Source organism: Jatrophihabitans fulvus, from assembly GCF_054781375.1.
In genome coordinates, this window is the sequence record NZ_BAAGUN010000003.1 from 383,520 (window position 1) to 407,869 (window position 24,350).

Annotated in this window: 19 protein-coding genes and 1 pseudogene; 10 read left to right on the plus strand and 10 right to left on the minus strand. The window is 73.5% G+C overall.

Annotated features, from left to right (window positions below; translation table 11 throughout):
• The first annotated feature begins 89 nt into the window (after window positions 1-89).
• Together ACYVP9_RS13750 and ACYVP9_RS13755 are read left to right on the plus strand one after the other, a co-directional pair.
• Window positions 90-326 carry a hypothetical protein gene (locus tag ACYVP9_RS13750; RefSeq protein WP_460605428.1) on the plus strand — a complete coding sequence of 79 codons (237 nt, stop codon included), beginning with the start codon at window positions 90-92 and terminating at the stop codon, window positions 324-326.
• Between the two features lie 20 nt (window positions 327-346).
• Window positions 347-1,366 carry a nitroreductase family protein gene (locus ACYVP9_RS13755; RefSeq protein ID WP_460605429.1) on the plus strand — a complete coding sequence of 340 codons (1,020 nt, stop codon included), beginning with the start codon at window positions 347-349 and terminating at the stop codon, window positions 1,364-1,366.
• 50 nt (window positions 1,367-1,416) lie between these two features.
• Here ACYVP9_RS13755 and ACYVP9_RS13760 read toward each other — a convergent pair whose 3' ends face one another.
• From ACYVP9_RS13760 to ACYVP9_RS13770, 3 genes are read right to left on the minus strand one after another with little or no spacing between them, the layout of a single operon-like run.
• A complete protein-coding gene (locus tag ACYVP9_RS13760) occupies window positions 1,417-2,217 on the minus strand; it encodes a hypothetical protein (RefSeq protein WP_460605430.1) in 801 nt (266 codons plus the stop codon).
• Complete coding sequence (locus ACYVP9_RS13765; RefSeq protein WP_460605543.1) at window positions 2,214-3,233, minus strand: alcohol dehydrogenase catalytic domain-containing protein; 1,020 nt, start codon at window positions 3,231-3,233, stop codon at window positions 2,214-2,216. Before ACYVP9_RS13765 ends, ACYVP9_RS13760 begins: the two co-directional genes overlap by 4 nt.
• A 53-nt stretch (window positions 3,234-3,286) precedes the next feature.
• The gene (locus tag ACYVP9_RS13770; protein ID WP_460605431.1) at window positions 3,287-4,405 is read right to left on the minus strand and encodes an Acg family FMN-binding oxidoreductase; all 1,119 of its coding nucleotides are present in this window, start codon (window positions 4,403-4,405) and stop codon (window positions 3,287-3,289) included.
• Window positions 4,406-4,608: 203 nt separating this feature from the next.
• On the opposite strand from ACYVP9_RS13770, the gene ppsA reads away from it, so the two are divergent.
• Together ppsA and ACYVP9_RS13780 are read left to right on the plus strand one after the other, a co-directional pair.
• Window positions 4,609-7,077: a phosphoenolpyruvate synthase gene (ppsA, locus tag ACYVP9_RS13775; RefSeq protein ID WP_460605432.1), complete on the plus strand. Its 2,469-nt coding sequence runs from the start codon at window positions 4,609-4,611 to the stop codon at window positions 7,075-7,077.
• 259 nt (window positions 7,078-7,336) lie between these two features.
• Window positions 7,337-7,873 (plus strand): GAF domain-containing protein, encoded by a 537-nt coding sequence (locus ACYVP9_RS13780; RefSeq protein WP_460605433.1) that lies wholly within the window; start codon window positions 7,337-7,339, stop codon window positions 7,871-7,873.
• A gap of 196 nt (window positions 7,874-8,069) precedes the next feature.
• Here the strand turns inward: ACYVP9_RS13780 and ACYVP9_RS13785 are convergent, their stop codons facing one another.
• Genes ACYVP9_RS13785 through ACYVP9_RS13800 form a run of 4 tightly spaced genes read right to left on the minus strand, consistent with a single transcriptional unit; the run spans window position 8,070 to window position 12,743 of the window.
• The gene (locus tag ACYVP9_RS13785) at window positions 8,070-9,011 is read right to left on the minus strand and encodes an amino acid kinase family protein (protein ID WP_460605434.1); all 942 of its coding nucleotides are present in this window, start codon (window positions 9,009-9,011) and stop codon (window positions 8,070-8,072) included.
• Window positions 9,012-9,015: 4 nt separating this feature from the next.
• The gene (argF, locus tag ACYVP9_RS13790) at window positions 9,016-10,017 is read right to left on the minus strand and encodes an ornithine carbamoyltransferase (protein WP_460605435.1); all 1,002 of its coding nucleotides are present in this window, start codon (window positions 10,015-10,017) and stop codon (window positions 9,016-9,018) included.
• Window positions 10,018-10,044: 27 nt separating this feature from the next.
• Complete coding sequence (locus tag ACYVP9_RS13795) at window positions 10,045-11,295, minus strand: arginine deiminase (RefSeq protein ID WP_460605436.1); 1,251 nt, start codon at window positions 11,293-11,295, stop codon at window positions 10,045-10,047.
• A complete protein-coding gene (locus ACYVP9_RS13800; RefSeq protein ID WP_460605437.1) occupies window positions 11,292-12,743 on the minus strand; it encodes an APC family permease in 1,452 nt (483 codons plus the stop codon). The genes ACYVP9_RS13795 and ACYVP9_RS13800 overlap by 4 nt, the downstream gene beginning before the upstream one ends.
• Before the next feature lie 226 nt (window positions 12,744-12,969).
• On the opposite strand from ACYVP9_RS13800, the pseudogene ACYVP9_RS13805 reads away from it, so the two are divergent.
• From ACYVP9_RS13805 to ACYVP9_RS13825, 5 genes and pseudogenes are all read left to right on the plus strand, one after another.
• Window positions 12,970-13,674: pseudogene (locus tag ACYVP9_RS13805) on the plus strand (wax ester/triacylglycerol synthase domain-containing protein); the annotation flags it as partial.
• Between the two features lie 147 nt (window positions 13,675-13,821).
• The gene (locus ACYVP9_RS13810; protein ID WP_460605544.1) at window positions 13,822-14,298 is read left to right on the plus strand and encodes a WS/DGAT domain-containing protein; all 477 of its coding nucleotides are present in this window, start codon (window positions 13,822-13,824) and stop codon (window positions 14,296-14,298) included.
• Window positions 14,299-14,301: 3 nt separating this feature from the next.
• Window positions 14,302-15,579, plus strand: coding sequence for a WS/DGAT/MGAT family O-acyltransferase (locus ACYVP9_RS13815; protein WP_460605438.1), 1,278 nt, complete (start codon window positions 14,302-14,304; stop codon window positions 15,577-15,579).
• A gap of 147 nt (window positions 15,580-15,726) precedes the next feature.
• Complete coding sequence (locus ACYVP9_RS13820; RefSeq protein WP_460605439.1) at window positions 15,727-16,191, plus strand: universal stress protein; 465 nt, start codon at window positions 15,727-15,729, stop codon at window positions 16,189-16,191.
• A gap of 154 nt (window positions 16,192-16,345) precedes the next feature.
• A complete protein-coding gene (locus ACYVP9_RS13825; RefSeq protein ID WP_460605440.1) occupies window positions 16,346-17,539 on the plus strand; it encodes a ScyD/ScyE family protein in 1,194 nt (397 codons plus the stop codon).
• Between the two features lie 45 nt (window positions 17,540-17,584).
• Here the strand turns inward: ACYVP9_RS13825 and ACYVP9_RS13830 are convergent, their stop codons facing one another.
• The gene (locus ACYVP9_RS13830; RefSeq protein ID WP_460605441.1) at window positions 17,585-20,608 is read right to left on the minus strand and encodes a NucA/NucB deoxyribonuclease domain-containing protein; all 3,024 of its coding nucleotides are present in this window, start codon (window positions 20,606-20,608) and stop codon (window positions 17,585-17,587) included.
• A 29-nt stretch (window positions 20,609-20,637) separates the two neighbouring features.
• Here ACYVP9_RS13830 and ACYVP9_RS13835 point away from each other — a divergent pair, with 29 nt between their 5' ends.
• Window positions 20,638-21,228 carry a hypothetical protein gene (locus ACYVP9_RS13835; protein ID WP_460605443.1) on the plus strand — a complete coding sequence of 197 codons (591 nt, stop codon included), beginning with the start codon at window positions 20,638-20,640 and terminating at the stop codon, window positions 21,226-21,228.
• 132 nt (window positions 21,229-21,360) lie between these two features.
• Here ACYVP9_RS13835 and hrpB read toward each other — a convergent pair whose 3' ends face one another.
• Together hrpB and ACYVP9_RS13845 are read right to left on the minus strand one after the other, a co-directional pair.
• On the minus strand, window positions 21,361-23,850 hold the full coding sequence (gene hrpB, locus ACYVP9_RS13840) for an ATP-dependent helicase HrpB (RefSeq protein ID WP_460605545.1): 2,490 nt from the start codon (window positions 23,848-23,850) through the stop codon (window positions 21,361-21,363).
• Between the two features lie 17 nt (window positions 23,851-23,867).
• The gene (locus tag ACYVP9_RS13845; RefSeq protein WP_460605444.1) at window positions 23,868-24,296 is read right to left on the minus strand and encodes a MarR family winged helix-turn-helix transcriptional regulator; all 429 of its coding nucleotides are present in this window, start codon (window positions 24,294-24,296) and stop codon (window positions 23,868-23,870) included.
• Between the last annotated feature and the right edge of the window lie 54 nt (window positions 24,297-24,350).

The following is a 24,350-nucleotide window of genomic DNA, read 5'->3' on the forward strand; positions in this document are numbered from 1 at the left end:
GTCCCGGGACCGCCGGTGCCATGGCCCCTGATCCGGGAGAGCCGTGTGTCGTGCACTGGAGGGGTGACCCGGACGGAGGGAGCAGAGCCGTGATCGTCGGGATCCTCGTCCTCGCCGCGTGCGTCTACGCGCTCTACGTCGCCGCCCTCTGCGCGTTGGACGACCGGAGGCCCGGGACGCCGTCCCGGGACACCTCCCGCCGGACCCGGACGCCGGAACGCCGCGTCGTCAGCGGCGCGATGAGCGGCGCCGACTACCGGCGGCTCATGGAACGGACCGCCGCCCACGACCAGCGGCGGCGCCCTCTCGTGCCCCCACGGGCCTGACCAGGATCGGAACACCCGCCATGACCCCCACGACCTCGAGCCCACCCGACGCCGCCGCCCGGGTGCAGGCACTGCGCCGCGCCGCCCTGCGCGCGACGCTCGCGCCCTCGGTGCACAACACGCAACCGTGGCGCTTCGTCCTGCGCCCGGACGCGCTGCACGTCGTGGCCGACCGTGACCGGCAGCTGCACGTGCTCGACGCGTCGGGCCGGCAGCTCATGATCAGCCTGGGCGCCGCCCTCTTCAACGCCCGGGTGTCGCTCGCCCACGACGGCATGGCCGTGACGGTCGAACGCTTCCCCGACCGGCGGCACCCCGACCTGGCCGCCGTCGTCTCGCTCGCCCCGCGGGGCGAGGTCGCGCCCGCGCTGGCCGAACTGGACCCCTACGTGAGCACCAGGGCCACGAACCGCCGCCGCTTCGTCGACGAGGCGGTGCCCGAGTCGGTGCTCGAGGTGCTGCGCGCCGCCGCGGTGGCCGAGGGCGCCGACCTGGCCGTGATCGACACGGCGGACGACCGCCTGACGGTCGCCACCCTCAGCCAGCACGCCGACGACATCGAGAACCTCAACCCCGCCTACCGCGCGGAGCTGCGCCGGTGGACCTCGGACGCGCCGGACAGCCTCGACGGGGTGCGTCCGCTGGTCGTACCGCACGTCGACGGCAGCGCGCACGACGAGGTGCCCATCCGCGACTTCGACACCCGCGGCGAGGGATACCTGCCCGGCGGGACGCACTCGTCGATGCTGCAGACGCTGGTGCTGCTCACCACCGTCGGCGACTCGCACGAGGCGTGGTTGCGCTCGGGAGAGGCGCTCGAACGCGTCCTGCTCGAGGTCGACCGGTTCGGGCTGCAGACCAGCCCGCTCACCCAGGTGACCGAGGTGCCGTCGGCCCGGTCGCAGCTGCGGCTCGAACTGCGGATGCAGCAGTGGCCGCAGGTGCTGCTGCGCATCGGCCGGGCGCCTGCCACACCCAGCTCGCGACGCCGGCGGCTGGCGGACGTCCTCGTCGAGCAACTGGACGGACGGGACCTGTGACCGCCGCGGTCGGGTGACCGCGGACGAAAGGTGTCCGTCGGAGGCGTCCGTCAGACGAGCACGGTCGGCGTGCGCACGCCGCGGACCAGCGACGCGTCGCCGGCGTCGACCACGACGACGGCGGCGTCGTCGAACTCGGGGTCGTGACGGTGGTTCTCGGTGTCGATGCGCACGGCGATCGGCGGCAGGGTGCGGCCGTTGCCCCACGACGAGAGTTGGAGATCCAAACTCTGTTGGCGGTCGGCCAGCCAGGTCGTGCCGACGTCCCGGCGCGGGCTCACCGACGACCACCGTGCCGACACGACGAGCGTCACGCCGCGACGCAGTGCCCACTCCGCGGCCAGCTCGAACGCCGGGCGCGAGACACCGGCGTCGCCGAGCGCGAGGACGATCGGCGCCCCCGGGCGCAGCGGGGCACCCACCGGCACCCGAACCACCGGACAGGACGGCGCGGGCCCGTCCACGCCCGGGTCGTCCGCGTCGGCGCCGACGACCAGCAGGTCGACGACGTGCGACAGCTCGCGCAGCACGTCCGACGGCAGGCCGGCGACCACCGACCCGGTGACGCCCAGGCCCGGCGCGAGCCGGTGCAGCAGGCTCGTCGCGGCGGCCAGCTCGCGGGCGGCCGTGCGGCGGCGCCGGCCCTGCGCGTCCTCGACCAGCTGCCAGGTGCACCCGTCCAGCTGCAACGGCAGGTAGGGACGCACGAGGTGCACGTCGTCGACACCGGCCACCGCGTCGGCGGCGACCCACGAGACCGTGCTGACGTCGTCGCCCGATCCCAGGGCGACGGCCATCGTCCGCGCCACCAGGCTCGACCGCGCCACCGCGTGCGGCTGCGTACGGGTCATGACCCGAACCCGAACACGACGCGGGCCTCGACGCGCCCCGCGAGCAGGTCCGCGGCCGCCGCCCCCACCTCGTCGAGGTCGCGGCGCTGGGTGATGACGCGGGTGCGCCCGGCGGCGTGCAGCGCGAACACGTCGGCGAGATCGTTGCGGGTGCCGACGATCGAGCCGAGCACCGTCCGGCCGCCCAGCACGAGGTCGACGATCGGGACCGGGAGCTCGGCATCACCGCCGGGCAGTCCGACCGCCACCAGCCGGCCGCCCCGGCGCAGCGAGCGGTAGGCCTGCCGGAACGACGCCGCCGTGGCGGTCAGGGCGAGGGCGACGTCGGCGCCGCCGAGCCCGGCGATGATCTCGGCCGGGTCGTGCTGCGCCGCGTCGACGACGTGGTCGGCGCCCAGCTCGATCGCCAGCGCCAGCTTGTCGGGCCGCACGTCCACGGCGATGACGAACGCCCCCGCGAGGCGCGCGTACTGCACGGCGAGGTGGCCCAGGCCGCCGATGCCGAAGACGGCGACGGTCTCGCCCGGCCGTACCCCGGCGACCTTCACCGCCTTGTAGGTGGTGACGCCGGCGCAGGTGAGCGGCGCCGCGTCCACGGACGTCACCGCGTCGGGCACGGGCGTCGCGAAGTGCTCCCGGACGACGGCGTACTCGGCGAGCGCGCCGTCGCGGGAGAACCCCGAGTTGACCTGGTGCTCGCACAGGGTCTCCCACCCACCGATGCACGCCCGGCACTGGCCGCAGGCGCCACCCAGCCACGCGATGGCCACGCGCTGACCGACGTGCCGGTCGGCCACCCCGGGCCCGACCTGCTCGATGCGCCCGACGCCCTCGTGGCCGGGGACGAAGGGCACGGTCGGGCGGGCGGCCCAGTCGCCGGCGGCCGCGTGCAGGTCGGTGTGGCACAACCCGCTCGCCTCCATGCGGACGAGCACCTCGCCCTCGGCGGGACGGGGGACGGGCACGTGCTCGACCCGCATCGGGCCGCCGAGCTCGCGCACGACGGCGGCACGCATCTGGCGGACGCCGGCCTGCGGGCGGGTGGCGGGGCGGTCGAGAGATCCGGTGGTCATGTCAGTGCACTCCAGTGGGCCGGGGCGCCGCGGCGCCGGGCGGTCGGGATCGGTGGCAGGCGCTCGACGACGTCGTCGAGCGCCCGGCGGGGCGTGGCGGGCACGGGCGCCGCCCGGCCCACCCGCAGCAGAAGGTGGGGGTGGCCGGGCGTCGACAGCACGCGACGCAGCAACGCGTAGCAGCCGCGCACCTCGACGGGCTGGGTCACGGGGACGACGCCGTACCCGTGGAGCGTGAGTCGCAGCCAGACCCGCTCCAGCGCCTCGCCCGCGCGCAACCACGAGTGCGGGTCGTCCTCGTCGGTCCAGAGCACCAGCAGATGCTGGTTCGCGTCAGGGCGGACGATCGACGGCAGCCGGCCGACGCCCCGCGCGTCGTAGGCACGCAGCGGGAACTCCGACTCGTGTCGCCCCACGCCGGACGGGCGGAAGCTCGGCACGTCCGCGAGCGGTACGCCGTCGCGTCGCCGGGGATCGTCGGTCACCCACCTCTCGAGCTCGGTCCGGTAGGCCTCGTCCTCGGTCTCGATGTCGTCGGCCAGCCGTCCGACGGCCGCCACGCCCGCGCGCTGGTCCTCGCGGGCGACGAGCGCCAGACCGGCACCCTTCGCGCGCGCGTCCCGCACCAGGTCCGCCAACAGCGAGGGCGGCATCGGGTCCACGGACAGCGCCCGTCGAACGGTGCGACGCTCGGCGACGGCCGGGGCGAGCGTGGCCAGCGCGGCGTCGCCGTCGGCGGCGAGGCACTGCTCGTCCGCTTCCGGGCCGCCGTCGCGAAGAGGGCTGACGCGCGCCAGCAGGGTGGGTCTCGTGCGGTCGGGGAACCGGATGACCTCGGCGGCGACCTGGTCGGCCGCGAGGGACGCCCGCAGGTTCAGCAACGCGCAGCCGCAGCTGATCGTCAGCTGGCGGCGGCGAGGGTCGAGCACGCGCAGCGACCGCGAGGTGTCCGCGACGAGGTCGACGTGGTCGTCGTACAGCTCGAAGCGCCACGGCTGCGTGTTGTGCACCGACGGCGCGAGCACCGCCTGCTGCACCGCCCGCTGCACGGCGCGCTGCACGGCGGCGCGCCGCGTGCGCTCGCGTCGTCGGGGCTCGACCGCCGTGTCGCTCACCGGGTCCTCCTGCCACGGCCGGCGGCGCCGGCCTCGGATCGAGCGTGCGTCGTCCGTGCGGTACCGGCCCGGGGCGAACGGCCTCGCGGTGGCGGGACGTCACCCGGCGAGGGGCCGCGTGAGGGCCCTGCCGGCGAGGGCAGCGCGGGTCGAGGGTGGGGACGGCGGGTCCGGACGGGCCCGTGACGGACGGAGGTGTCGGCATGGGGACGCACGTCGGGCAGTTGGTCGAGTTCGGTCGCGCGGACGATGCGGTGGCCGGGGGCAAGGGGGCGAATCTCGGTGAGCTGACCCGGGCCGGTTTCCCGGTCCCGGACGGGTTCGTGGTCACGGTCGCGGCCTGTCTCGACGCGCTGGCGCGCTCGGGCGCCGAGCACGATCTCGAGCAGCTCGGCGAGGCGCTGCGCGGCGCGGACGGGCCGTCGCGCGCCGCGGCGGCAGAGCGCGCCCGCGACCTCGTGCGACACGTGGCGATCCCGGCCGACCTGGCGGCCGAGCTCGACGCCGCCTACCGCGCCCTCGACCCGTCCGGCACCGCGGCCGTCGCCGTCCGCTCGTCCGCCGCGGCCGAGGATTCCGCCGCCGCGTCGTTCGCCGGGATGAACGAGTCGTACATCGACGTCGTCGGCGTCGCGCAGCTGCACGAACGCATCCGCGACTGCTGGGCGTCGGTCTTCGGCGAGCGGGCCGTCGACTACCGGGCCCAGGCCGCGCAGACGGAAGCGCAGGTGATGCCATCGATCGCGGTGGTCGTGCAACGCATGGTGGCCGCGGAGCGGGCCGGTGTCGTCTTCACGGTCGACCCGGTCAGCGGCCGCGACGACGTGATGGTCGTCGAGGCGGTGCGCGGGTACGGCGAGGCGATCGTCGGCGGACGGGTCGACCCCGACACCTGGCACGTGCACAAGCGGACGTTCGAGGTCCTCGAGGCCCGCACCGGTCACCAGACCTTCGCGCTGCGGCACGGCGACCATGGCGAGGCCCGCGCGGTGCCGGTGGCGACCGAGCAACGCGCGCGCCCGGTGCTGCACGCCGACGAGGTCTCCGAGATCGCGACGCTCGCCGAGCGCGTCGAGCGGCACTACGGCACGCCGCAGGACATCGAGTGGGCCAAGGACACCGAGCGGCTCTGGCTCGTGCAGGCGCGCCCGATCACGACCCTGGCGACGGCACCTGCGGCACCTGCGGCGCCGCCGGCGCCGCCGGCGCCGACGACAGCGACGACGCCGTCCGCGCCCGCCGCACGGCCGGGACGGGTGCTGGCACGGGGCGTCGGTGCCAGCCCGCACCGCGGGCGCGGACGTGCGCGCGTGCTGTCGACACCGGAGCAGGGGCGGACCCTGCGTCCCGGCGAGGTGCTCGTCGCGCCGATGACGAGTCCCGACTGGCTGCCGGCGATGCGCCGCGCCGCCGCCCTGATCACCGACCAGGGCGGCCTGACCTGCCACGCGGCCATCATCGGCCGCGAGCTCGGGCTGCCCTGCGTCGTGGCAGCGGGTTCGGCGACGGTCGTCCTGCACGACGGTGATCTCGTCGAGGTCGACGGGGTCTCCGGCGAGGTCCGCGCCGCCGAACCGGAACCGGCGCCGGCCACGGCCGACGGGGCCGGACGGGAGGGCGATCACCCGCCCTACGCGGGGGAGCTGCTCCGCCCCTCCGCGCCGGCAGCGGCGCCGACCGGCCACGCCACGACCCCGGCCATGAACCAGGCCATGAACCCGGCCACGACCGCGACGCGCGTGTACGCGAACCTGGCCGTCGCGGACCGGGCCGAACAGGTCGCCGCGATGGACGTCGACGGCGTCGGGCTGCTGCGCGCCGAGTTCATGGTCACCGACGCCCTCGCGGGCGTGCACCCACGATTGCTGCTCGAACGCGGGCAGTCGCAGCGGTTCGTCGACGCGATGGTCGAGGCCCTCGGCCGCGTGACCCGCGCGTTCGCGCCGCGGCCCGTCGTCTACCGCGCGATCGACTTCCGCACCAACGAGTTCCGTGGCCTCGAGGGTGGCGACCGTTTCGAGCCGGTCGAGGCCAACCCGATGATCGGGTTCCGCGGCTGCTACCGCTACCTCGAGCAGCCGGAGGTGTTCGGACTCGAGCTCGACGTCCTCGCCGCGGTCGCGGCCGCGACGCCGAACCTGCGGCTGATGGTGCCGTTCGTGCGCACCGGCTGGGAGCTCGCGGCGGTGATGGACGTGGTCCGGCGGCACCCGGGCCTGCGCGACATGCCGGTGTGGGCGATGGCCGAGGTCCCGTCGGCGGCGTACTGGATCCCGACGTGGGCTGGGCTGGGCGTCGAGGGCGTCTCGATCGGCAGCAACGACCTCACCCAGCTCGTGCTCGGTGTCGACCGCGACTCCGCCCGCTGCCGGGAGCTGTTCGACGAGGCCGACCCGGCGGTCGTCGACACGGTCACGCGCATCGTGCACCAGGCGCAGCAGGCCGGGCTGACCACCTCGCTGTGCGGACAGGCGCCGTCGGACCGGGCGGAGTACGCCGACCTGCTGGTGGGCCTCGGGATCACGTCGGTGTCGGTGAACCCGGACGCCGTGCACCGCACGCGTCGCGCGGTGGACGCCGCCGAACGCCGCCTGCTGCTCGAGTCGGCGGGCGCCGCCGGTCGCGGCGAACGGCTGCGCCCGCGCCGCCCGCTGCCCGCCCCGCGTCCGTGAGCGACCGGGCACCCCGCGTGTGTCCGTTTCGTCGCCCGGTGTGGGCCCAGAGGCACGGCGGTTGCGGGTCCGCCGACCCTGCGATCCCGTCGCCTCCCGCCTCATGCTGGACCCACGGGGGAATCCGGCGGATCGGGGGAGCCGCCGGAACCGGGCGCGTGGCGCCGCCGAGTCAGAGCGGCGTCACGCGCCACGGCAATCCGTGACAGATCGCGGGTCGCGGCTGCCACGCCCGAAGCAGGCATGGTTTCCTGACGCGGTGGACGCGGGGGTGACCCGGGCATGGCTGTTGGGTCGGGTCGACGATGCGTGTGTCGACGCGGCCGCCGGCCTGCTCGACGACATCGCCGAGACCCTGGCCGTCGCGACGGGTGACGCGGTCAGCATCCGGATGTGCTCGGCGGACGGCACCCGCATGACGCCCGTCGCCTCGCACGACGCCGACCCGGAACGCGCGCTCGAGATCGCCGAGGTCACCAAGCGCACCACGCAACCGGCCGATGTCGGGCTGTGGCGCGACGTCGTCGCGAACCGCCGACCCCGCCGGTGGCAGGTCAGCGAGCAGACACCACCCGTGGAGGCCTCGGCGACGCAGGTCGACTTCCTCGCGCGCCTGCGCATCCGTGCCGTGCTGGGAGTGCCGGTCGTCCACGGCGACGCCGTCGTGGGCGGCATGGCGCTCATCCGTTTCGTCCCCGAACGGCCCTTCACCGACGACGACGAAGCCCTGTTGGTGTCGTGCGGCGAACGGGTTCTGCCCGCCCTGCTGCTCCTGCGCGCTGCCGGCGCTCTCTGAGGTCGTCGTCGGTAGGAAGGACCAACCGAGCCGCGGGGGCGCAGACGGCGTACGGGGGATAGCCGCCTGCGCCCGCGCACCGGCACCCGACGGGGTGCCGGAGTCCGTCGTTCCGTCCACTCTGCGCCGTCGCGAACGGGCCGGTCCAGGTCGAGCGGCCTCGCGCCGCCGGGACGCGTCCCCGAGCGGCCGGGCTTTACGGGGGCGGCGCCGCGACGGCGGCCGCCGGCTGCGCACCGGGGACGATCGCGGTGCCGCGCGTGCCGTCCAGCAGGTGCGGCGCGTCGTCGAGACCGCCGATCGCGCTGGGGTTCCCGGTGGCCGCCGTGAAGTCGCGGCACGCGGTCACCTTCGGGCCCATCGACCCGGCGGGGTAGTCGTCGTCGCCGATGTCGTCCACTCCCAGCACGGGCACCGGCCGCGCGTCGGCGGTGCCGAAACCGGCCATGAGCGCCGGGACGTCGGTGAGCACGAGCAGGCGGTCGGCCCGCAGCTGCCGGGCGAGCAGCGATGCGGTGGCGTCCTTGTCGACGACCGCGTCGACGCCGCGCAGCCTGCCGCCGTCCTCGACGACGGGAACACCGCCGCCACCGCCCAGAACGACGACGGCACCGGCGTCGAGCAGCTGCGCCGCCGCAGCCTGCTCGACGACGCGCAACGGCGCGGGGGACGGCACCACGCGCCGCCAGCGGTCGCCGTCGGGGCGGACCGTCCAGCCGTGCCGCGCGGCGAGCCGGCGGGCGGTGTCCGCGTCGTAGACCGGGCCGATGAACTTGGTGGGCGACCCGAAGGCCGGGTCGTCTCCGTCGACGACGGTCTGCGTGACGACCGCCGCCACGGGCGCGGTGACGCCGGCGTTGCGCAGCTCCTGCACCAGCCAGTAGCCGATCATTCCCTGCGTCTGGCCGTTGAGGACGTCCAAGGGGTAGGGCGCCGACAGCGAGCGGTCGGCGGCGCTCTCGAGCGCGAGCAGCCCGATCTGCGGGCCGTTGCCGTGGCAGACGAGCAGCTGGTGCCGCCGAGCGAGCGGTGCGAGGGCCGCGGCGGCCCGCGCGACGTGGCGGCGCTGCACGTCCGCGTCAGGACGCTCGCCGCGCTCGAGCAGCGCGTTGCCGCCGAGCGCGACCACGATGCGCACGCCGTCACCTCCGGCCGGCGAGCGCCTGGACCATCACGGCCTTGATGGTGTGCAGCCGGTTCTCGGCCTGGTCGAACACCACGGAGCGGGGGGACTCGAAGACGCCGTCGGTCACCTCGACGCCGTGCAGCCCGTAACGCTTCTCGGCGAGTTCCCCCGCGACCGTCGCCGTGTCGTGCAACGCGGGCAGGCAATGCAGGAAGATCGCGCCGGGCGCTGCCTGCGCCATGACGTCCTCGGTGACGCGGTAGTCGCGCAACTGCTCGACCCGGACGTCCCACGTCTCGGGAGCCTCGCCCATGCTGACCCACACGTCGGTGTACACGGCATCGGCGTCGCGCACGGCGGCTGCGACGTCGTCGGTGACCAGCAGCCGGGCTCCGCTGTCGGCCGCCCGCTGCCGTGCGGCGGCGACCACGTCGCCCGGCGGCTGGAGGGTCGCCGGCGCGCCGATGCGGACGTCCATACCGAGCAACGCACCTGTCACGAGCAGCGACCGCGCGACGTTGTTCCTCCCGTCTCCCAGGTAGGTCAGCGACATCCGCTCGATCGGTTTGGCCACGTGCTCGGTGAGGGTGAGCACGTCGGCGAGCGACTGGGTCGGGTGCCACTCGTCGGTCAACCCGTTCCACACCGGCACTCCGGCATGGTCGGCGAGTTCCTCGACCGTCGTTTGCGCGAATCCGCGGTATTCGATGCCGTCGTACATCCGGCCGAGGACGCGTGCGGTGTCGCGCGCCGACTCCTTGATACCGAGATGGCTGCCGTCCGGGCCGATGTAGGTGACGTGCGCGCCCTGGTCGTACGCGGCCACCTCGAAGGCGCAGCGGGTGCGGGTCGAGTTCTTCTCGAACACGAGGGCGATCGAACGGCCGCGCAGCGTGGGTACCTCGCGGCCCTCGCGCTTCTCGGCCTTCAGGCGGGCGGCGAGGGCGACGAGGCCGAGGAACTCGGGGCGGGTCAGGTCGACTTCCTTCAGCAGGCATCCCGGGCTGCGGTGGTTCACGGGTCGTCCTCTCGCGTGGTGGGTGGGTCAGATGCCGTCGCGGCGGACGGGGCAGGTCATGCACCGGGCACCGCCGCGGCCGCGACCGAGCTCGCTGCCGGGAATGGGCAGCACCTCGATGCCGTGGTCGCGCAGCATCGTGTTGGTGACCGTGTTGCGCTCGTAGCCGACGACGACACCCGGAGCGAGCGCGAGGAAGTTGTTGGCGTCGTCCCACTGCTCGCGCTCGGCCGCGCGGGCGTCCTCGAGGGCACACAGCACCCGGATCTTGTCGCGCCCGAGCGACTCGGCGATCATGGCGAACAGGTCGTCGCGGTGCTCGACGTGCAGGCCCGCGTCGGCGCGCTCGACCACCTCGAGCGGATCGGCCGGGGTGACGAGCCAGCTGCGCAGCGCGGCGGGGTCGAGGCCGGGGAAGCGGACGAACGTGTCGAGGTCGACCATCGTCAGCACCGTGTCCAGGTGCATGAAGGCATGCGAGCGGGGCAGTTCGACCGCGATGACGCGCTCGACCTGCCCGCCGCGGAACAGCGCCCGCGCGAGCAGCTCGACGGCCATGGGCGTGGTGCGTTCGCCCATGCCGATCAGCACCGTCCCGCGCCCGAGCACGTGGACGTCGCCGCCCTCCAGCGTCGCCGGCTGGTGGTCGGCGTCGTCGTCGCCGTACCAGCGCTCGAACGTGGCGTCGCGGAACCGCGGGTGGAAGTTCAGCACCGCGCGGGTGTGCACCGACTCGCGCCGCCGGGCCGGTTTGGCCATCGGGTTGATGCTCACGCCGGTCTGGATCCACGCCGCGTTGTCGCGCTGGAACAGGGTGTTCGGCAGCGGCGGCAGCACGAAGTCCTCGACGTCGAGGGTGCGCCAGCGCAGGCTGGCGATGCGCAGCGGCGAGAGGTCGGCGCGGGTGACGCCGCCGACGAGCAGGTCGGCCAGCGCCTCCGGGTCGGCGTCGGCGAGCAGTGCTCTCACCTCGTGGGCGAGCGCGGGCCCGAGTGCGCGTCCGGTGCAGACCCGGTCGAGCACGAACGCCCGCGCCTCGGCGTCGCGCATCGTCTCGGCGAGCAGGGTCCCGAACTGCAGCACCTCGACGTCCCGGTCACGCAGCAGCGTGGTGAACACGTCGTGCTCCTCGCGGGCGCGTTCGGCCCTGAGCACGTCGTCGAAGAGCAGGTCGCGGCAGTTCGACGGCGTCAGCCGCGACAGCTCGAGGCCCGGCCGGTGCACCACGACCTCGCGGAGCCTTCCGACCTCGGAAGCGACCGCGGGCGCGCCGCTCACGGTGTGACCGCGGACGGGTGGTCGCGCGGTTCCGCGACCTGTCCGAGACGTTCCCGCCGCGCCTTCAGCACGGAGTACAGCGGAATGCCGGCGAGCAGCAGCAGCACCGCCTGGTACACCGCCTGGTAGCCGCTGGCGAACGTGACCCACAGCGCGAAGAGGCCGCCGGTCGCGGCGATCGCCAGGTCGCGGGCCAGCGCCCACCCGGCGACCCGCCGGCGGCGGGACACGAGGTACGCCAGCTGGGCGCAGGCGGAGAAGAAGTAGGGGATCGCGACGGTGACCACCGACAGGCCGACGAGGTAGGTGAACACGGTCAGACCGGTCGACGTGCCGTACGACCAGGCCATCAGCGCGGAGGCGAGCGCGGTCGAGACCACGATGCCGAACGCGGGCACGCCCGCCTCGTTGGTGGCGGCGAACTGCGGCGGGAAGAGGTCGTCCTTGGCGGCGGCGTACGGCATCTCCGCCGTGACCAGCGTCCATCCGTTGAGCGCGCCGATACCGGAGACGACGGCGACGGCGGCGATCAGCTTGCCGACCCAGGTGGCGGTGCCGAACATCGTCTCGAACGCGTCGACGAACGGGGCGCCGTTGCCGACGAGCTGGTCGTGCGCGACGAGGCCCATGACCGCGGCGCTCACCAGCACGTACAGCAGTGCGCTCGCGGCGGTGCCGAGCACGGAGGCACGGCCGACGTTGCGTCGCGGGTCGCGCACCCGTCCTGCGGCGATGGACGCGCACTCGACGCCGATGAAGGAGAACAGGGCCACCCCGGCGGCGATGCCGACGCCGTCGTACAGGCTGCCGCCGGAGGCGTTGAACGGGCCGAAGTTCGCGGTCGACGCCCAGAACCAGCCGACCACGCCGACGAACAGCAACGGGACGAACTTGAGCACGACCGAGACGTTCTGGAACCACGCCATCTGCTTGACGCCGACGAGGTTGACGGCGGCCGGGATCCACAGCCCGACGAGGGCGATGCCGAAGTTCGTCCAGGCCGTGGGGTTGTCGATGCCGAACAGCGACTCGACGTACAGCACCCACGACGACACGATCGCCGCGTTGCCGGCCCAGGCGGTGATCCAGTAGCACCAGGCGGTGAGGTAGCCGGCGAAGTCGCCGAACTCGTGGCGGGCGTAGGCGTATAGCCCGCCCTCGCTGTTCGGCACGCGTTTCGTCAGTTGCCCGAACAGCAGTCCGAGCAGCAGCGCGCCCACCGAGATCACGCCGAGCGTGACGATCGAGGCGGTGCCGGCCTCGGCGAGCACCGCCGGCATGGTGAACACGCCGGTGCCGATGATGCTGCCGATCACGAGCGCGGTCGCCGACGGCAGCCCGAGCGAGTGCCCGGACCGTGGCGCCGCGGTCACCCGCCCGCCCGGCGTGCCGCGCGGAGGTCCTCCGATGCGCACGTGGCGGTGGCGGGTCCGGTTGGTGAGCGTCATGGCGCGATCCCTTTCCCTTCGGCGGCCCAGCCGCCCAGCGGCCCGGCGGGCGTCGTGCTCGATGCTGCGCGCCGCCGGCCCACGGCCCGCAGGGCCGTACGGGCGGGTGCGGCCAGGACGGTGACCGGGACGTCCCGGCCGGACGGCCCTGGGGACGGGACGGGCGACGGCCGGACGCTGGCTGCGGCACGGTGTCCCTCGTGCCCGGCCGGACGGAGCGCTACGCGTGGAACGACTGACGGTCCTGGACGCGGCGTTCCTCGGCCTGGAGACCCCGTCGACCCCCCTGCACCTGGGCGCGGTCGGCGTGTTCGGCGGGACGGCCCCGACGAGGACGGAGCTCGCCGCCCGGCACGCGCGGCTGCTGCGGCAGGCGCCGCGGTACGGCATGCGGCTGCGCCGTCCCGCGTTCGGGCTCGCGCGGCCGGTGTAGGAACCGGACCCCACGTTCGACATCGGCCGGCACGTCCACCGGCACGCCGTCCCGACACCGGGCAGCGAGCGGGAGCTCGACGAGCTCGTCGGCGACGTGATGTCCGCGCCGCTGCCGCCGGGGCGTCCGTTGTGGGAGGTGCACCTGGTCGAGGGCCTGGCGCACGACCGCTGGGCTCTGGTGTGGAAACTGCACCACAGCCTGGTCGACGGGCGGGGGGCCCGGCGGATGCTCGACATCCTGGCGGACGCGGCCGATCGGGACGAGCAGCCCGCCGCCGCGAACGGGCACCGGCCCACGGGGATCGCCGCGTGGCGGCCGCGTCCCGCTGCCGTGGTGTCGGGGGTGCGCGGGCTCGCGGGATTCGCCGTGTCCGCGCTGCGTCCCGCCGCGCGGACGCCCATCAGCGGAGCGCTCGGCCCGGAGCGCGGCTACCGCTCCCACGCCGTCCCGATGGCGCAGGTCGAGGAGATCCGGACCGCGCTGGGAGGCACGGTCAACGACGTCGTCCTGGCCGCGGTGGCACAGGGGCTGCGCCGGCTCGTCCTCGCTCGCGGCGGGGCCCCCGCCGACGTCCGCAGCCTCGTGCCCGTGTCTGTGCGCGGACGTGACAACGCCGCGGCCAGCGTCGCCCAGGGCAACCGGGTGGCGGCGATGCTGGTCGACCTGCCGCTCGGGTTCGCCGACCCGGTCACCACTCTCGACGCGGTGCGCGCGCGTGTCCGGCGCGCGAAGGGCTCGGGCGAGGCGGACGGCGGGAGCATGACCGGATCGGTACTGGCGCACGTGCCGCACGCGCTCGTGAACACCGCCGTGCGCGCGTACGGCGCGCTGCCGCAGCGGATCATCACGACGGTCACCACGAACGTCCCGGGGCCCGACCGTGTCGTGCGCGTACTGGGGCGGGAGCTGCTCGCGCTCCACCCGTACGTGCCCATCGGCGACCGGATCCGGGTGGGGGTCGCGGTGACGACGTACGCGGCGACACTCTCGTTCGGGATCACCTACGACCTCGGGTCCGTGCCGGACGCCGACGTCGTCGTCGACGGCATCCGGTCGGCCCTCACGGCGCTGACGCGACGGGCGGCGTGCGCGACACCGGCGACGCCGACGGGAGGGTGACCCGTGACCGACGAGCCGCTGAGCCCTGCCGACGCCGCGTGGTTCCACATGGACCGGCGATCGAACCGGCTGGTCGTGCCGACCGTCCTCTGGTTCGACGAACCCCTCGACTGGGAGGCGCTGCGCCAACGCTGGGTCGAGCGTGTCGTGTCGGCCTACCCGCGGTTCCGGCACCGCGTCGTCGACACGTGGCGCGGTCCGCGCTGGCAGGACGACCCGCACTTCGACGTCGCGCACCACATCCGCCGGGTCACGCTCGACGAGCCCGGCGATGTGGTCGCGCTGGCCCGGCTGGCCGGTGAGCTGGTCTCGCAGCCCATGGTCCGTGACCGGCCGCCGTGGGAGGTCTGGTTCGTCGACGGGCTCGGGACCGGATCGGCGATCGTGAGCCGTGTCCATCACTGCGTCGCCGACGGCGTGGCGCTGTTCCGCGTGCTGACGACGCTGTCCGACGACGCGGACGCCCTCGACAGCGCGACGCAGGCGGCCCTGGCGTCGCGGCGCCGGCCGGCGGTGCAGCGCAACGCCGTCGCCGACGTCGTCGCGCGCGCGGACGCGCTGCGGGAGTTGCTGACCATGCGCGCCGACGCACGCACCTCGCTGCGCGGTCGCGCCGGGCCGAGGAAGGCCGTCGCGTGGAGCGTGCCGCTGCCGTTGGCGCGGATGCGGGCCGCGGCGCACGAGGCCGACGCGACCGTCAACGACCTCGTCCTCGCCGCCCTCAGCGGCGCCCTGCGACGTCACCTGGCGCGCACGGACGGCCGTGCCCAGGACGTCCGGGCGGTGCTGCCCGTCGATTTGCGCGTGCCGCTGGGCCTCGACCCGGCCGGGCTGGGCAACGCCTTCGGGCTGGTCTACGTGACGCTGCCGGTGAGCGAGGACCTGCCGCAGCACCGCGTGTCCCTGGTGCGGCAGCGGACGAGGGCGCTGAAGCGGTCGAGCGAGGCGACGGTGTCCTTCCGCATCCTGGAGCTCACGGGGCGTTTGCGGTACCGCGCGGAACAGGTCGTCGTGGGCGCGTTCGCGTCGAAGTCCAGCGTGGTGGTCACCGACGTGGTCGGCCCCCGCACGCCGCTGTCGGTCCTCGGCCACGAGCTCGCCGGGACGATCGGGTGGCCGCCCGAGTCCGGCGATCTGGGTCTGGGGGTGTCCGTCATCAGTTACGCCGGACGCGTCACCGTCGGGGTGCTCGCGGACGTGGACACGATGGGCGATCCGTGGCGGCTCGTCGACGACATCCTGCTCGAGCTCGACGCCCTCGGTGTGCGGCCGGAGGGATGACGGGCCACCGGCGTCGGGCCCGGGTCACGTGGTCGTCACTCCCGAGGGTCCCGGGCAGGACGCCCCTGCGCAGGCCCGTCCCGAGCGGCGAGGGTCGAAGGCGCGGCACGGACGTGCGGCGGGAACGCGATCGCCACGGGAGGAACGATGAACGACACCACCACCACCGCCGGCACCGGCACCGGACCGGCCGACAGCACGGGACCGCGCATCGTGGTCGGCGTCGACGGCTCGGCCGAGTCGCAGCGGGCGCTGCGCTGGGCGGGGGAGGCGGCTGCTCGTGGGGGCGGCGTGATCACCGTCATCGGCGTGTGGGAGTTCCCGACGACCTACGGGTGGAGCGCGCTGCCGCCGCTGTACGAGCCGCATCCGGAGGTCGAGAAGTCCGTCGTCGCCGCGGTGGACGCCGTGTTCGGCGAGCACCGGCCCGCGGACCTCGCGATCCGTGTGCTGCAGGGTCCGACGGCGCAGCGTCTGCTCGACGCGGCGAAGAAGGCGAACCTGCTCGTCGTCGGGCGACGGGGCAGCGGCGGCTTCACCGGCCTGCACATCGGGTCGGTCAGCCGGGCGGTGAGCGCCCACGCGACCTGCCCGGTCGTGGTCGTGCCCTGACACAGCTGTTGCCGATCACGTCCCGGCAGGGCGGGGACGAGGCACGGCCTGCGTGAGCACAACGACCGGTCGGCTGCCGCCGTAGCGGGTCCAGGCTCGGAACCTCGTGGGCCTCCGCCCGGTGGCCCAGCAGCCGAGACCGCGGAGGTCGAGCATGTCGTTGTCGCGCACAGTACTGCGGGCTGCCCTGGCGGGCACCCTGATGATCGGAGCCGCCACCCTCGCCGCCCCGCCGGCCACGGCCCATCCACCGGATCGCGACCACCATCTCAGGATCACCACGGTCGTCCGCGGGCTCGACGCACCGCGCGGCGTCACCCTGGACCACCGGGGCAACCTGTACGTCGCCGAATCGGGCCGCGTCGGCAGCGGAGACGCCGGGCTCACCGAGACCGGCCGCGTCAGCAAGTACCGCATGCGCACCTGGCAGCGCGTCTGGTCGACGGGCTTCCAGTCGGCGTACGCGACCGAGGGCCCGGGCGGCCCTGACGTCCTCGGGCCGGAGGGGTTGTCCACGACCGGGCGCGGGTGCGAGCACGGCGGTTGCCCCGTCAGCATGATCATGTCGCTCTCGCAGAAGGGAATCGCGCACGAGAGCGGGGGTGCCCTTCACGCGAGGCAGGCGGGCCACCTGTTCACCCTGAACCGCCGGACGGGACATGCGCACGACCGCGCAAATGTCGGCGACCAGAACTACCGGTGGACGGCCGACCACCACGACCTGTTCCCCGACGACTTCCCCGACTCGAACCCGTACGGCGTGCTGGTCACCCGGACGCACCGGCACGGACACGAACACGGGTACGCGCGGCATTACACGCGGACCCGCACCTTCGTCGCCGACGCCGGCGCCAACACGGTCTCCGAGGTCATGCGCAACGGCGCCGTGCGGGTGATCGCGTACATCCCGAACGAGACGCCACCGCTGACCCGCGACGCCACGCCCACGTGCGTCGCCATGGGGCCCGACGGCATGCTCTACGTCGGCACCCTCAACATCATCGCCGGCGCCGGCCAGGCGTCCGTCTGGCGAGTCGACCCCGACGCGAACTACCCGACGGTTCCGGAGCTCTGGGCCACGGGGCTCACGACGATCACTGCCTGCGCGTTCGACCGGCACGGCGATTTCTGGGCGACCGAGATGTTCGCGAACAACGGGCCGTCCGCGCCTCCCGGTGACGTCGTCCGGGTGGACGGCGATCACCCGACGCACCAGCACCGTTACGGCGGTGGGCACCTCCCGCTGCCCGGCGGCCTGGCCGTCGGACGGCACGGCGAGCTGTACGTGAGCATCAACTCGGCCTCGCCCGTGCCCGGCAGCGGCGCGGTCGTCCGCATGTCGCGGTGACAAGTACCGCGCCGGGTCGGGCTCGAACGATCCCAACCCCACCTCCTACGAGGCCTGCACCACGTTCGAGTTGGCGGCGGCCATCGTGCCGTTCATGGCTTGTACGCGAAAGCGCCATGGCCTGCCGAGGAGCAATCCCGCAGTGAACGACAGCGTGGTTTGCGCGATCGGCAGACGTTGCCATGGCCCACTCGTGCCGGCGTATTGCCATATGTAGTACGCAGTGGCGTGCGACGACGCCGTCCACCTGAGAAGTGCGGTGCTCGTCGTCTGGTACGTCGCGCTCGACAGTGTGTTCGCGCTCGGCGCGCCATAGCCGGCGTAGACGGCGGGCACACCCGCCGCGGGCCCTTCCCCGTACGAGTTGACGGCACTCACCGACACGCGCAGGAGGTCGCCCTTGGCCGCTGTGATCTTCAGCGTCCCGGTGGTGCTGGTCTTGGACTGCAGGGACGATGGCGCCTTCGTGACGTTCACCCACGAGACCGTGTAGTCGAGGCCGCTCGCGGCGGTCCAGCCGATCGTGGCGTACGTGCACGTCGTGCACGACGTCGCCGTGAGCCCGGTCGGCCTGGTCGGCGTCTTCGGGTGGACCGTGACCGTGATGGCGGCCGATCGCGCGCCGACGTTGGTGTCGGATCGGCGTGCCTGGATCGCGAAGCTGACACTCTGCCCGCTGCTCAGTCCCTGGACCTGCCAATGATCATCCGCGATCGGCAACGGCAGCCTGGACAGGCTTCCCGTGCTCGCCGACGACCACACGTAGTAGCCGTCGGCCCCGTACACGTGCGACCACGAGAGAAGGGCGCCTTTGTCGTTCGGCGTGACCTTCAAGGTCGGCACGGTCATCGGCAGGTCGGGCACGCTGGCCGGGACGGCGCCGAACGACGGTCCGATCTTGTAGGCACCGGACAACACGTTGGCGAAGGTACGAGCGATCTTGTATTCACCGATGCCGTTGGGATGCAACCCGTCATGGGTGTCGGTCGCCGGATCGAAGCCGGAGCGCAGGTCGGCCAGGACAACAGGTGACCGAGCGGTCGTGAGTTCGGCGATGACCGAAGGAAGCTTCGCGTCGTAGCTCGAGATCAGGCTGGGAATGTCAGGACGCGAGTCGATCGGCGTCCGGTTCATCACGTTCCCGATCACGAACTTCAGGTCAGGATTGCTCGAGCGCGCATTGGCCACGAACTGTCGCAGATAGCTCAGGGTCTGGTCGGGGGAGCTCGCCAACCAGATCAGGTCGTTGACCCCGAGCTCGACGAGCATGACGTCAGGACGGTAGGTCGCCACTTGGCCGGCGATGACGCCGGCTTCGTCCTTCAGCTGCCGGCCCCACAGCGCCTCGTGGAAGCTGTCCCACGCCTGCACGCGGTAACGGCCCGCGTCTGGCAACCCGGAATAGAGGTCGTGTGCTCCGCTTCGAGGGCCGACGAAGTTGTAGTCCACCCCGTTCGCGGCGAAGTGTTGCCACAACCGGTAACGCCAGGTGTAGTCGCCCTCGAGTCCCTGGCTGATGCTGTCTCCCGCGACCATCACGGAAGGCCCGGACGTCAACAACCGGATGTCGACGTAGAAGGCGTCGCCGTCGTTGATGTGCAGCTTGCGGTACTGCGAGGAGAGGATGCCCCCCTGGCTGTTGTTCGCGGACAGCGGAACGGCCTGGGTGCTCAGTGTCTCGCCAGGACCGCCCTCGATCGTCGAAGCGAACGGGTATTCGTCACAGCTCTTGGCCGCTGGCGGCAATGGTTGGAAGTCGGCGCAGGCGCCCGTCCTGTTCCGCGTGATGTCGACCGACCTGGTGATTCGATGCAGGGGTTTCTTGAAGCCGGGTTGACCGGGATGGCCGGACAAGGTGCGTTGTGCGGCGGCCATGTGTTCTGCCACCGGATTGACCTTGGTGTTCTGGGCGGCGTCGAAGACCACCGTTGCGGCGGCGCGCGGCTCGACGCAGCCTGGCTGCGTGTAGCTGGTGTCGGGGTCCGGGTCCTCGTCGCTCGCGGGAACGTTGCTGTCGCAGCGGAAGGCACTGTACGGGCTGATGCCACCCGAGTACGGCACGACTGCCTGGCCGTTCACCGGCTCGGTGCTGCCGAAGTAGAGCTGCGCCGAGGTCGAGGGGTCCGGGTACATCTGACCGCTCTCGGAGGAGTTGCTGAAGTAGGTCTCCTGCCATACGCGCTGCATGTTCACGCCGCTCGCCCACGCGACCGGATTGCTCTCGCCCACGAGCGTCGCGGTGCAGAAGGCGCCGGTCGCGCAACCGCTCGTCATGGCGACGAAGACACCCTTCGTCACCCCCGTGACGTAGTTCAACATGACGTCGATGCCGTGCGTGACGGTGAGCGATTCTGTGGACAGCAGCCAATACTCGGTCGCGATCAGTTCGGCGCTTCCCAGTTTCGCTCCGCTCGACGACGAGAGCTCCAGGGTGAACCGATAGTAGGCGCAACCGGTGTTGCGGTCGGGTGAGTACACGTTGTTGGGCAGCTTTATGGCCGTCTCCAACGGGATGTCGCTGCACCCGTCAGGAAAGGCGAAACCGGACGCGGAACTCGCTGCCGTGCGATTCACCCGCTCGATCGTGCGCCTCGGAATCGCCGTGCCGCCGTCGGGGAAGGTGCGGGTGACGCACCAGCGCGATGACGAACCTCGGGCATCGACACACCGGTGCGCGGTGAGGCCTGGCCGACGGATGGCGCTGGCGCCCCGCTTCTCGCGTGCCGTGCCGGAATCCGGCCGCAGCCCCGCGGACGTCGCCGGTGCGTCCGCAGCACTCGGTTGTGTGGGCCTCTGCCCTGCCAGGTCGACGCTCTGCTGGCGATCGTGAGGTATCGAGGCGGCGCTCGCCGACGCTGGGGCTGCGGCCGTCATCGTCCGCGGTGCGGTCGGTGGCGCGGCGGACGACGCCTGCCCACCCATGGATCCCACAACGAGCGCGACGAGCACGCCGAGCGCGATAGAGCAACGTCTCACAGCAGCCCCCTCCTGGCCGTGCGAAGTATCGACGTCGAAGATCCCACCGTCAACGTGCTGCAGGCAGCGGTCGGCGGTGCCCGTCGTTGACACGGCGCCTGCCTCTGCTCAGCATGTGGGGCGTGCTGAGTGGTCTGCCGACGGTCCGACACACGTTGTGGAAAGACCACTTCCGCTATTCCGTCGTCGCGGTAGGGCCCGATGCCGACGGCAACGCCGAGCATTCGACCGACGACGATGACGCGCATTACGTCTTCCCGCCGACCGACGGCATTCTTCGCTGGCGCCTGCCTCGATCGGTTGAAATCATCCCCGGCAAGGAAGCCGGTGACCTGGACGTCGACGTGGCGTGGCTCGATGCGGAACCCGAGGGTGTCTACGAACGTGCGGGCGTCGCGTCGGCCTGCGATCTGCAGACGCCCACGGGAACGATCCACCTCGTGGACGGTGCCGGTTCGACAGTCGCGAGGCATCGGTTTCCCGCCGCTTCACGGTGCCGCGTATTCGTCGAGGTCGAGGGTCGGGACGCGTCTGCCGCGCCTGGCGTGCGGTGGGGGCAGAAGACGGACGAGGTGCACACGATCGTTGTGTGGCCGACCTCGCGAGCAACACCGCCCTGGACGTCACCGCGCCTCGACCGCACGGCGCATCAGGCGCTGGACGACCTGCGGGCGGTCGGCATCGATCCTGTCCGAGGTCAACGCGAGCCGTGACCACGACCGCGTGGCGAAAGCGGAGCGGTTACGACCAGTGGACGGCAATGTCGCGCTGGTCCGGGAAGTTCGGGGTCACGAAAGAACCCGCGGAACCTCCAGGGCGGTTGCGGGGTCGAGGCGCATGGAGGGTCATCGCCGCACACCCCGCGTGGGCGTCGCGGTGAGCGGATCTTCGGGCCAGGCGTGCTTCGGGTACCGCGCGCGCAGATCTGCGCGAACCTGCGCATATCCCGTCCGCCAGAAAGAGGCGAGGTCACCGGTGATCGCGGCCGTCCGTCCTGCGGGTGACAGCAGGTGCAGCACGACGGGCACGCGTCCGTCGGCGAGGGCGGGCGTCGACGTCCAGCCCAACACCTCCTGCAACCGGACGGCCACGACCGGCGCGGCGTCACCGTCGTAGGCGACCCGGATCCGCGATCCCGTCGGCATCGTCAGCCGTTCCGGCGCCAGCTCGTCCAGCCTGGTCGCCGCGGGCCAGGGCAGCAGGCGGCGCAGCGCGGACGTGGTGTCGACACGGGCGAGGTCGCGGTCCCGCCGCACCCGGACCAGATCGGGTCCGAGCCACTCGTCGAGCCGCTCGAGCAACGCCTCGTCCGCGACATCGGGCCACGGCTCGCCGAGCCGCGCGTGCAGGAACGCGAGGCGGGCGCGCAGGCCGGTGGCAGCGTCCGGCCACGGCAGCACGCCGAGGCCCGAGGCCCGCAGGCCGTCGCGCACGGCGGCGGCGACCGCGAGCGGATCGGGCGCGGTGAGCGGCTCGTCGTGCAGCACGATCGCGCCGAGCGCCTCGACCCGGCGGGCGACGAGCGCACCGTCGCGCCAGGCGACCTCGTCCCGGACGGAGAGCGCGTCCCCGGCGACGAGGCGGGCGGTGGTCTCGTCGAGAGGGGCGGCGAGCCGCACGCGGGCGTCGGCGCGGCCGGACGGCCGGTCGGCGCCGACGATCGCCAGCCACGGCGACCCGCGCAACGGCGACGCGTCGTCCAGCGCCGCGCCCGTGCCGTTGGCGAGCAGGTACGACGTGCCGTCCGCCCGCCGCCGCCGTCCGACGCGGTCGGGGAACGCGAGCCCGGCGACGGTCGCGACGGCGAGGTCGTCGGGCAGGTGGGTGCGCGGCGGACCGCCGTCGCCCAGCCGCCGCTGCTCGTCGCGCCACCGTCGCGTGGCGCCTGGGTCGTCGCGCCGGGCGACGGCGCGAAACACCGCGGCGAGATCGTCGCCGGACGCCCGCCCGGTGAGCGACTCGTCCGACAGCAACGCGACGATCCCGCGGGCGCGCTCACCGCCGACGAGTGGTGCTCCGTCGAGCACCGCTCGGGCCAGGCGGGGGTGCACGCCGAGCTCGGCCATGCGCCGGCCCCGGTCGGTCACCCGGCCGTCCGCCTCGACGGCGCCGAGGCGGCGCAGCAGGTCCGTCGCCGCCTCGAGGGCCGGGCCGGGCGGCGGGTCGGGCAGCGCGAGACCGCCCGCGCCCGGCGCGCCCCAGGCCGCGCACGCCAGCGCGAACCCGGTGAGGTCGGCGACCGCGATCTCCGGACGGGCGAACCGGTCGAGGCGCGCGTGGGCGTCGGCACTCCAGCAGCGGTACGCGCGGCCCGGGCCCTCGCGTCCGGCGCGTCCGGCGCGCTGATCGGCGGCGGCGCGGGACACCGCGGTCGTCACGAGCCGACCGAGGCCGCGTTCGTGGTCCGTCCGCGGCTCGCGGGACAACCCGGCGTCGACCACGACACGCACGCCGGGCACGGTCAGCGAGCTCTCGGCCACGGCGGTGGTGACGACGACCCGCCGGCCCGCGGCGGGGGAGAGCGCGCGGTCCTGCTCGGCGCGGGACTGCCGCCCGAAGAGGGGAAGCACCGTCGTGGGCGTCCCGACCATGCGCCGCACGACCCCGTCGACCTCCCGTTCGCCGGGGACGAACACGAGCACGTCCCCGTCGCTCTCGGCCAGCGCCCGCCGCGTCGTCGCCGCGACGTGCTCGAGCATCCGGTCGTCGACGCGGCCGTCCGCGCGCAACGGCACCGGGACCGGCGGTGGCGCCCACACGATGTCGACCGGGTGCAGCAGCCCCTCGGCCGCGACGACGGGCACGTCGGCCCCGAGCGCCCGGCGCAGCGCGTCGACGTCCGGGGTGGCCGAGGTGGCGACGACGGCCAGGTCCTCGCGCAGGGTCGCGCGGACGTCGCCGGCGAACGCGAGCAACAGGTCGCTGTCGAGCTGTCGTTCGTGGCACTCGTCGACCACCAGGGCGGACACGCCGGGCAGCTCGGGGTCGCGCTGCAGCCGGCGTACCAGCAGTCCGGTGGTGACGACCTCGACGCGGACGTCCGGCCCACCGACCCGCTCGCCGCGCATCGCGTAGCCGACGCGACCCCCGACCCGCTCGCCGAGCAGTGCGGCGAGCCGCGCCGCCGCGGCCCGGGTGGCGAGCCGCCGCGGCTCGGCGACGACCACCCGACCCGTCACCGCGTCGGCGAGCGCCAGCGGCAGCAGCGAGGTCTTGCCCGATCCCGGCGGGGCGACGAGCAGCGCCGTGCCGTGGGAGCCCACGGCGGCGGCGACGGGGGCGAGTGCCGGACGCACGGGCAGGTCGGCCCCGGGCGCCCCGGGGCCCGGCAGCAACGTGGGCACGTGCCGAGTCAACCAGCGGTCGGGGTGTCCCGCAGGATCTCGAGGAGGTCGTCGAGGCCCGCGAGCACCGCCCGCCGGGTCGCGGCCGGGCGCGAGGCCAGCACCTCGTCGAGGCCGGTCGCCTCGGCGTCGAGTCCTGTGGTGGCGGCCCGCCTGATGCGCGGGGGCACCGACACCAGCGTGCGGCGGCCGTCGGACGGGTCGGACCCGGTCTGGGCCCACCCCCGGTCCACGAGGCTCGCCACCGCGGCCGAGACCCGGCTCTGGGCGTAGCCGGTACGCGACGCGAGCGAGCCGATGGTGCACGGCGCGTGCTCGACGAGGTGTCGCATGATCACGAACTCGGTCGTCGGCACGTCGGGCAGCTGTGCCCGCATCTGGTGCCTGCCCAGGTCGGCCAGGCGTTCGCCGAGCCAGATGAGATCAGCGGTCTTCACGACGGCAGCGTATCCGATGTGATGCATCGGATCAGATATATCGATTATGATGCA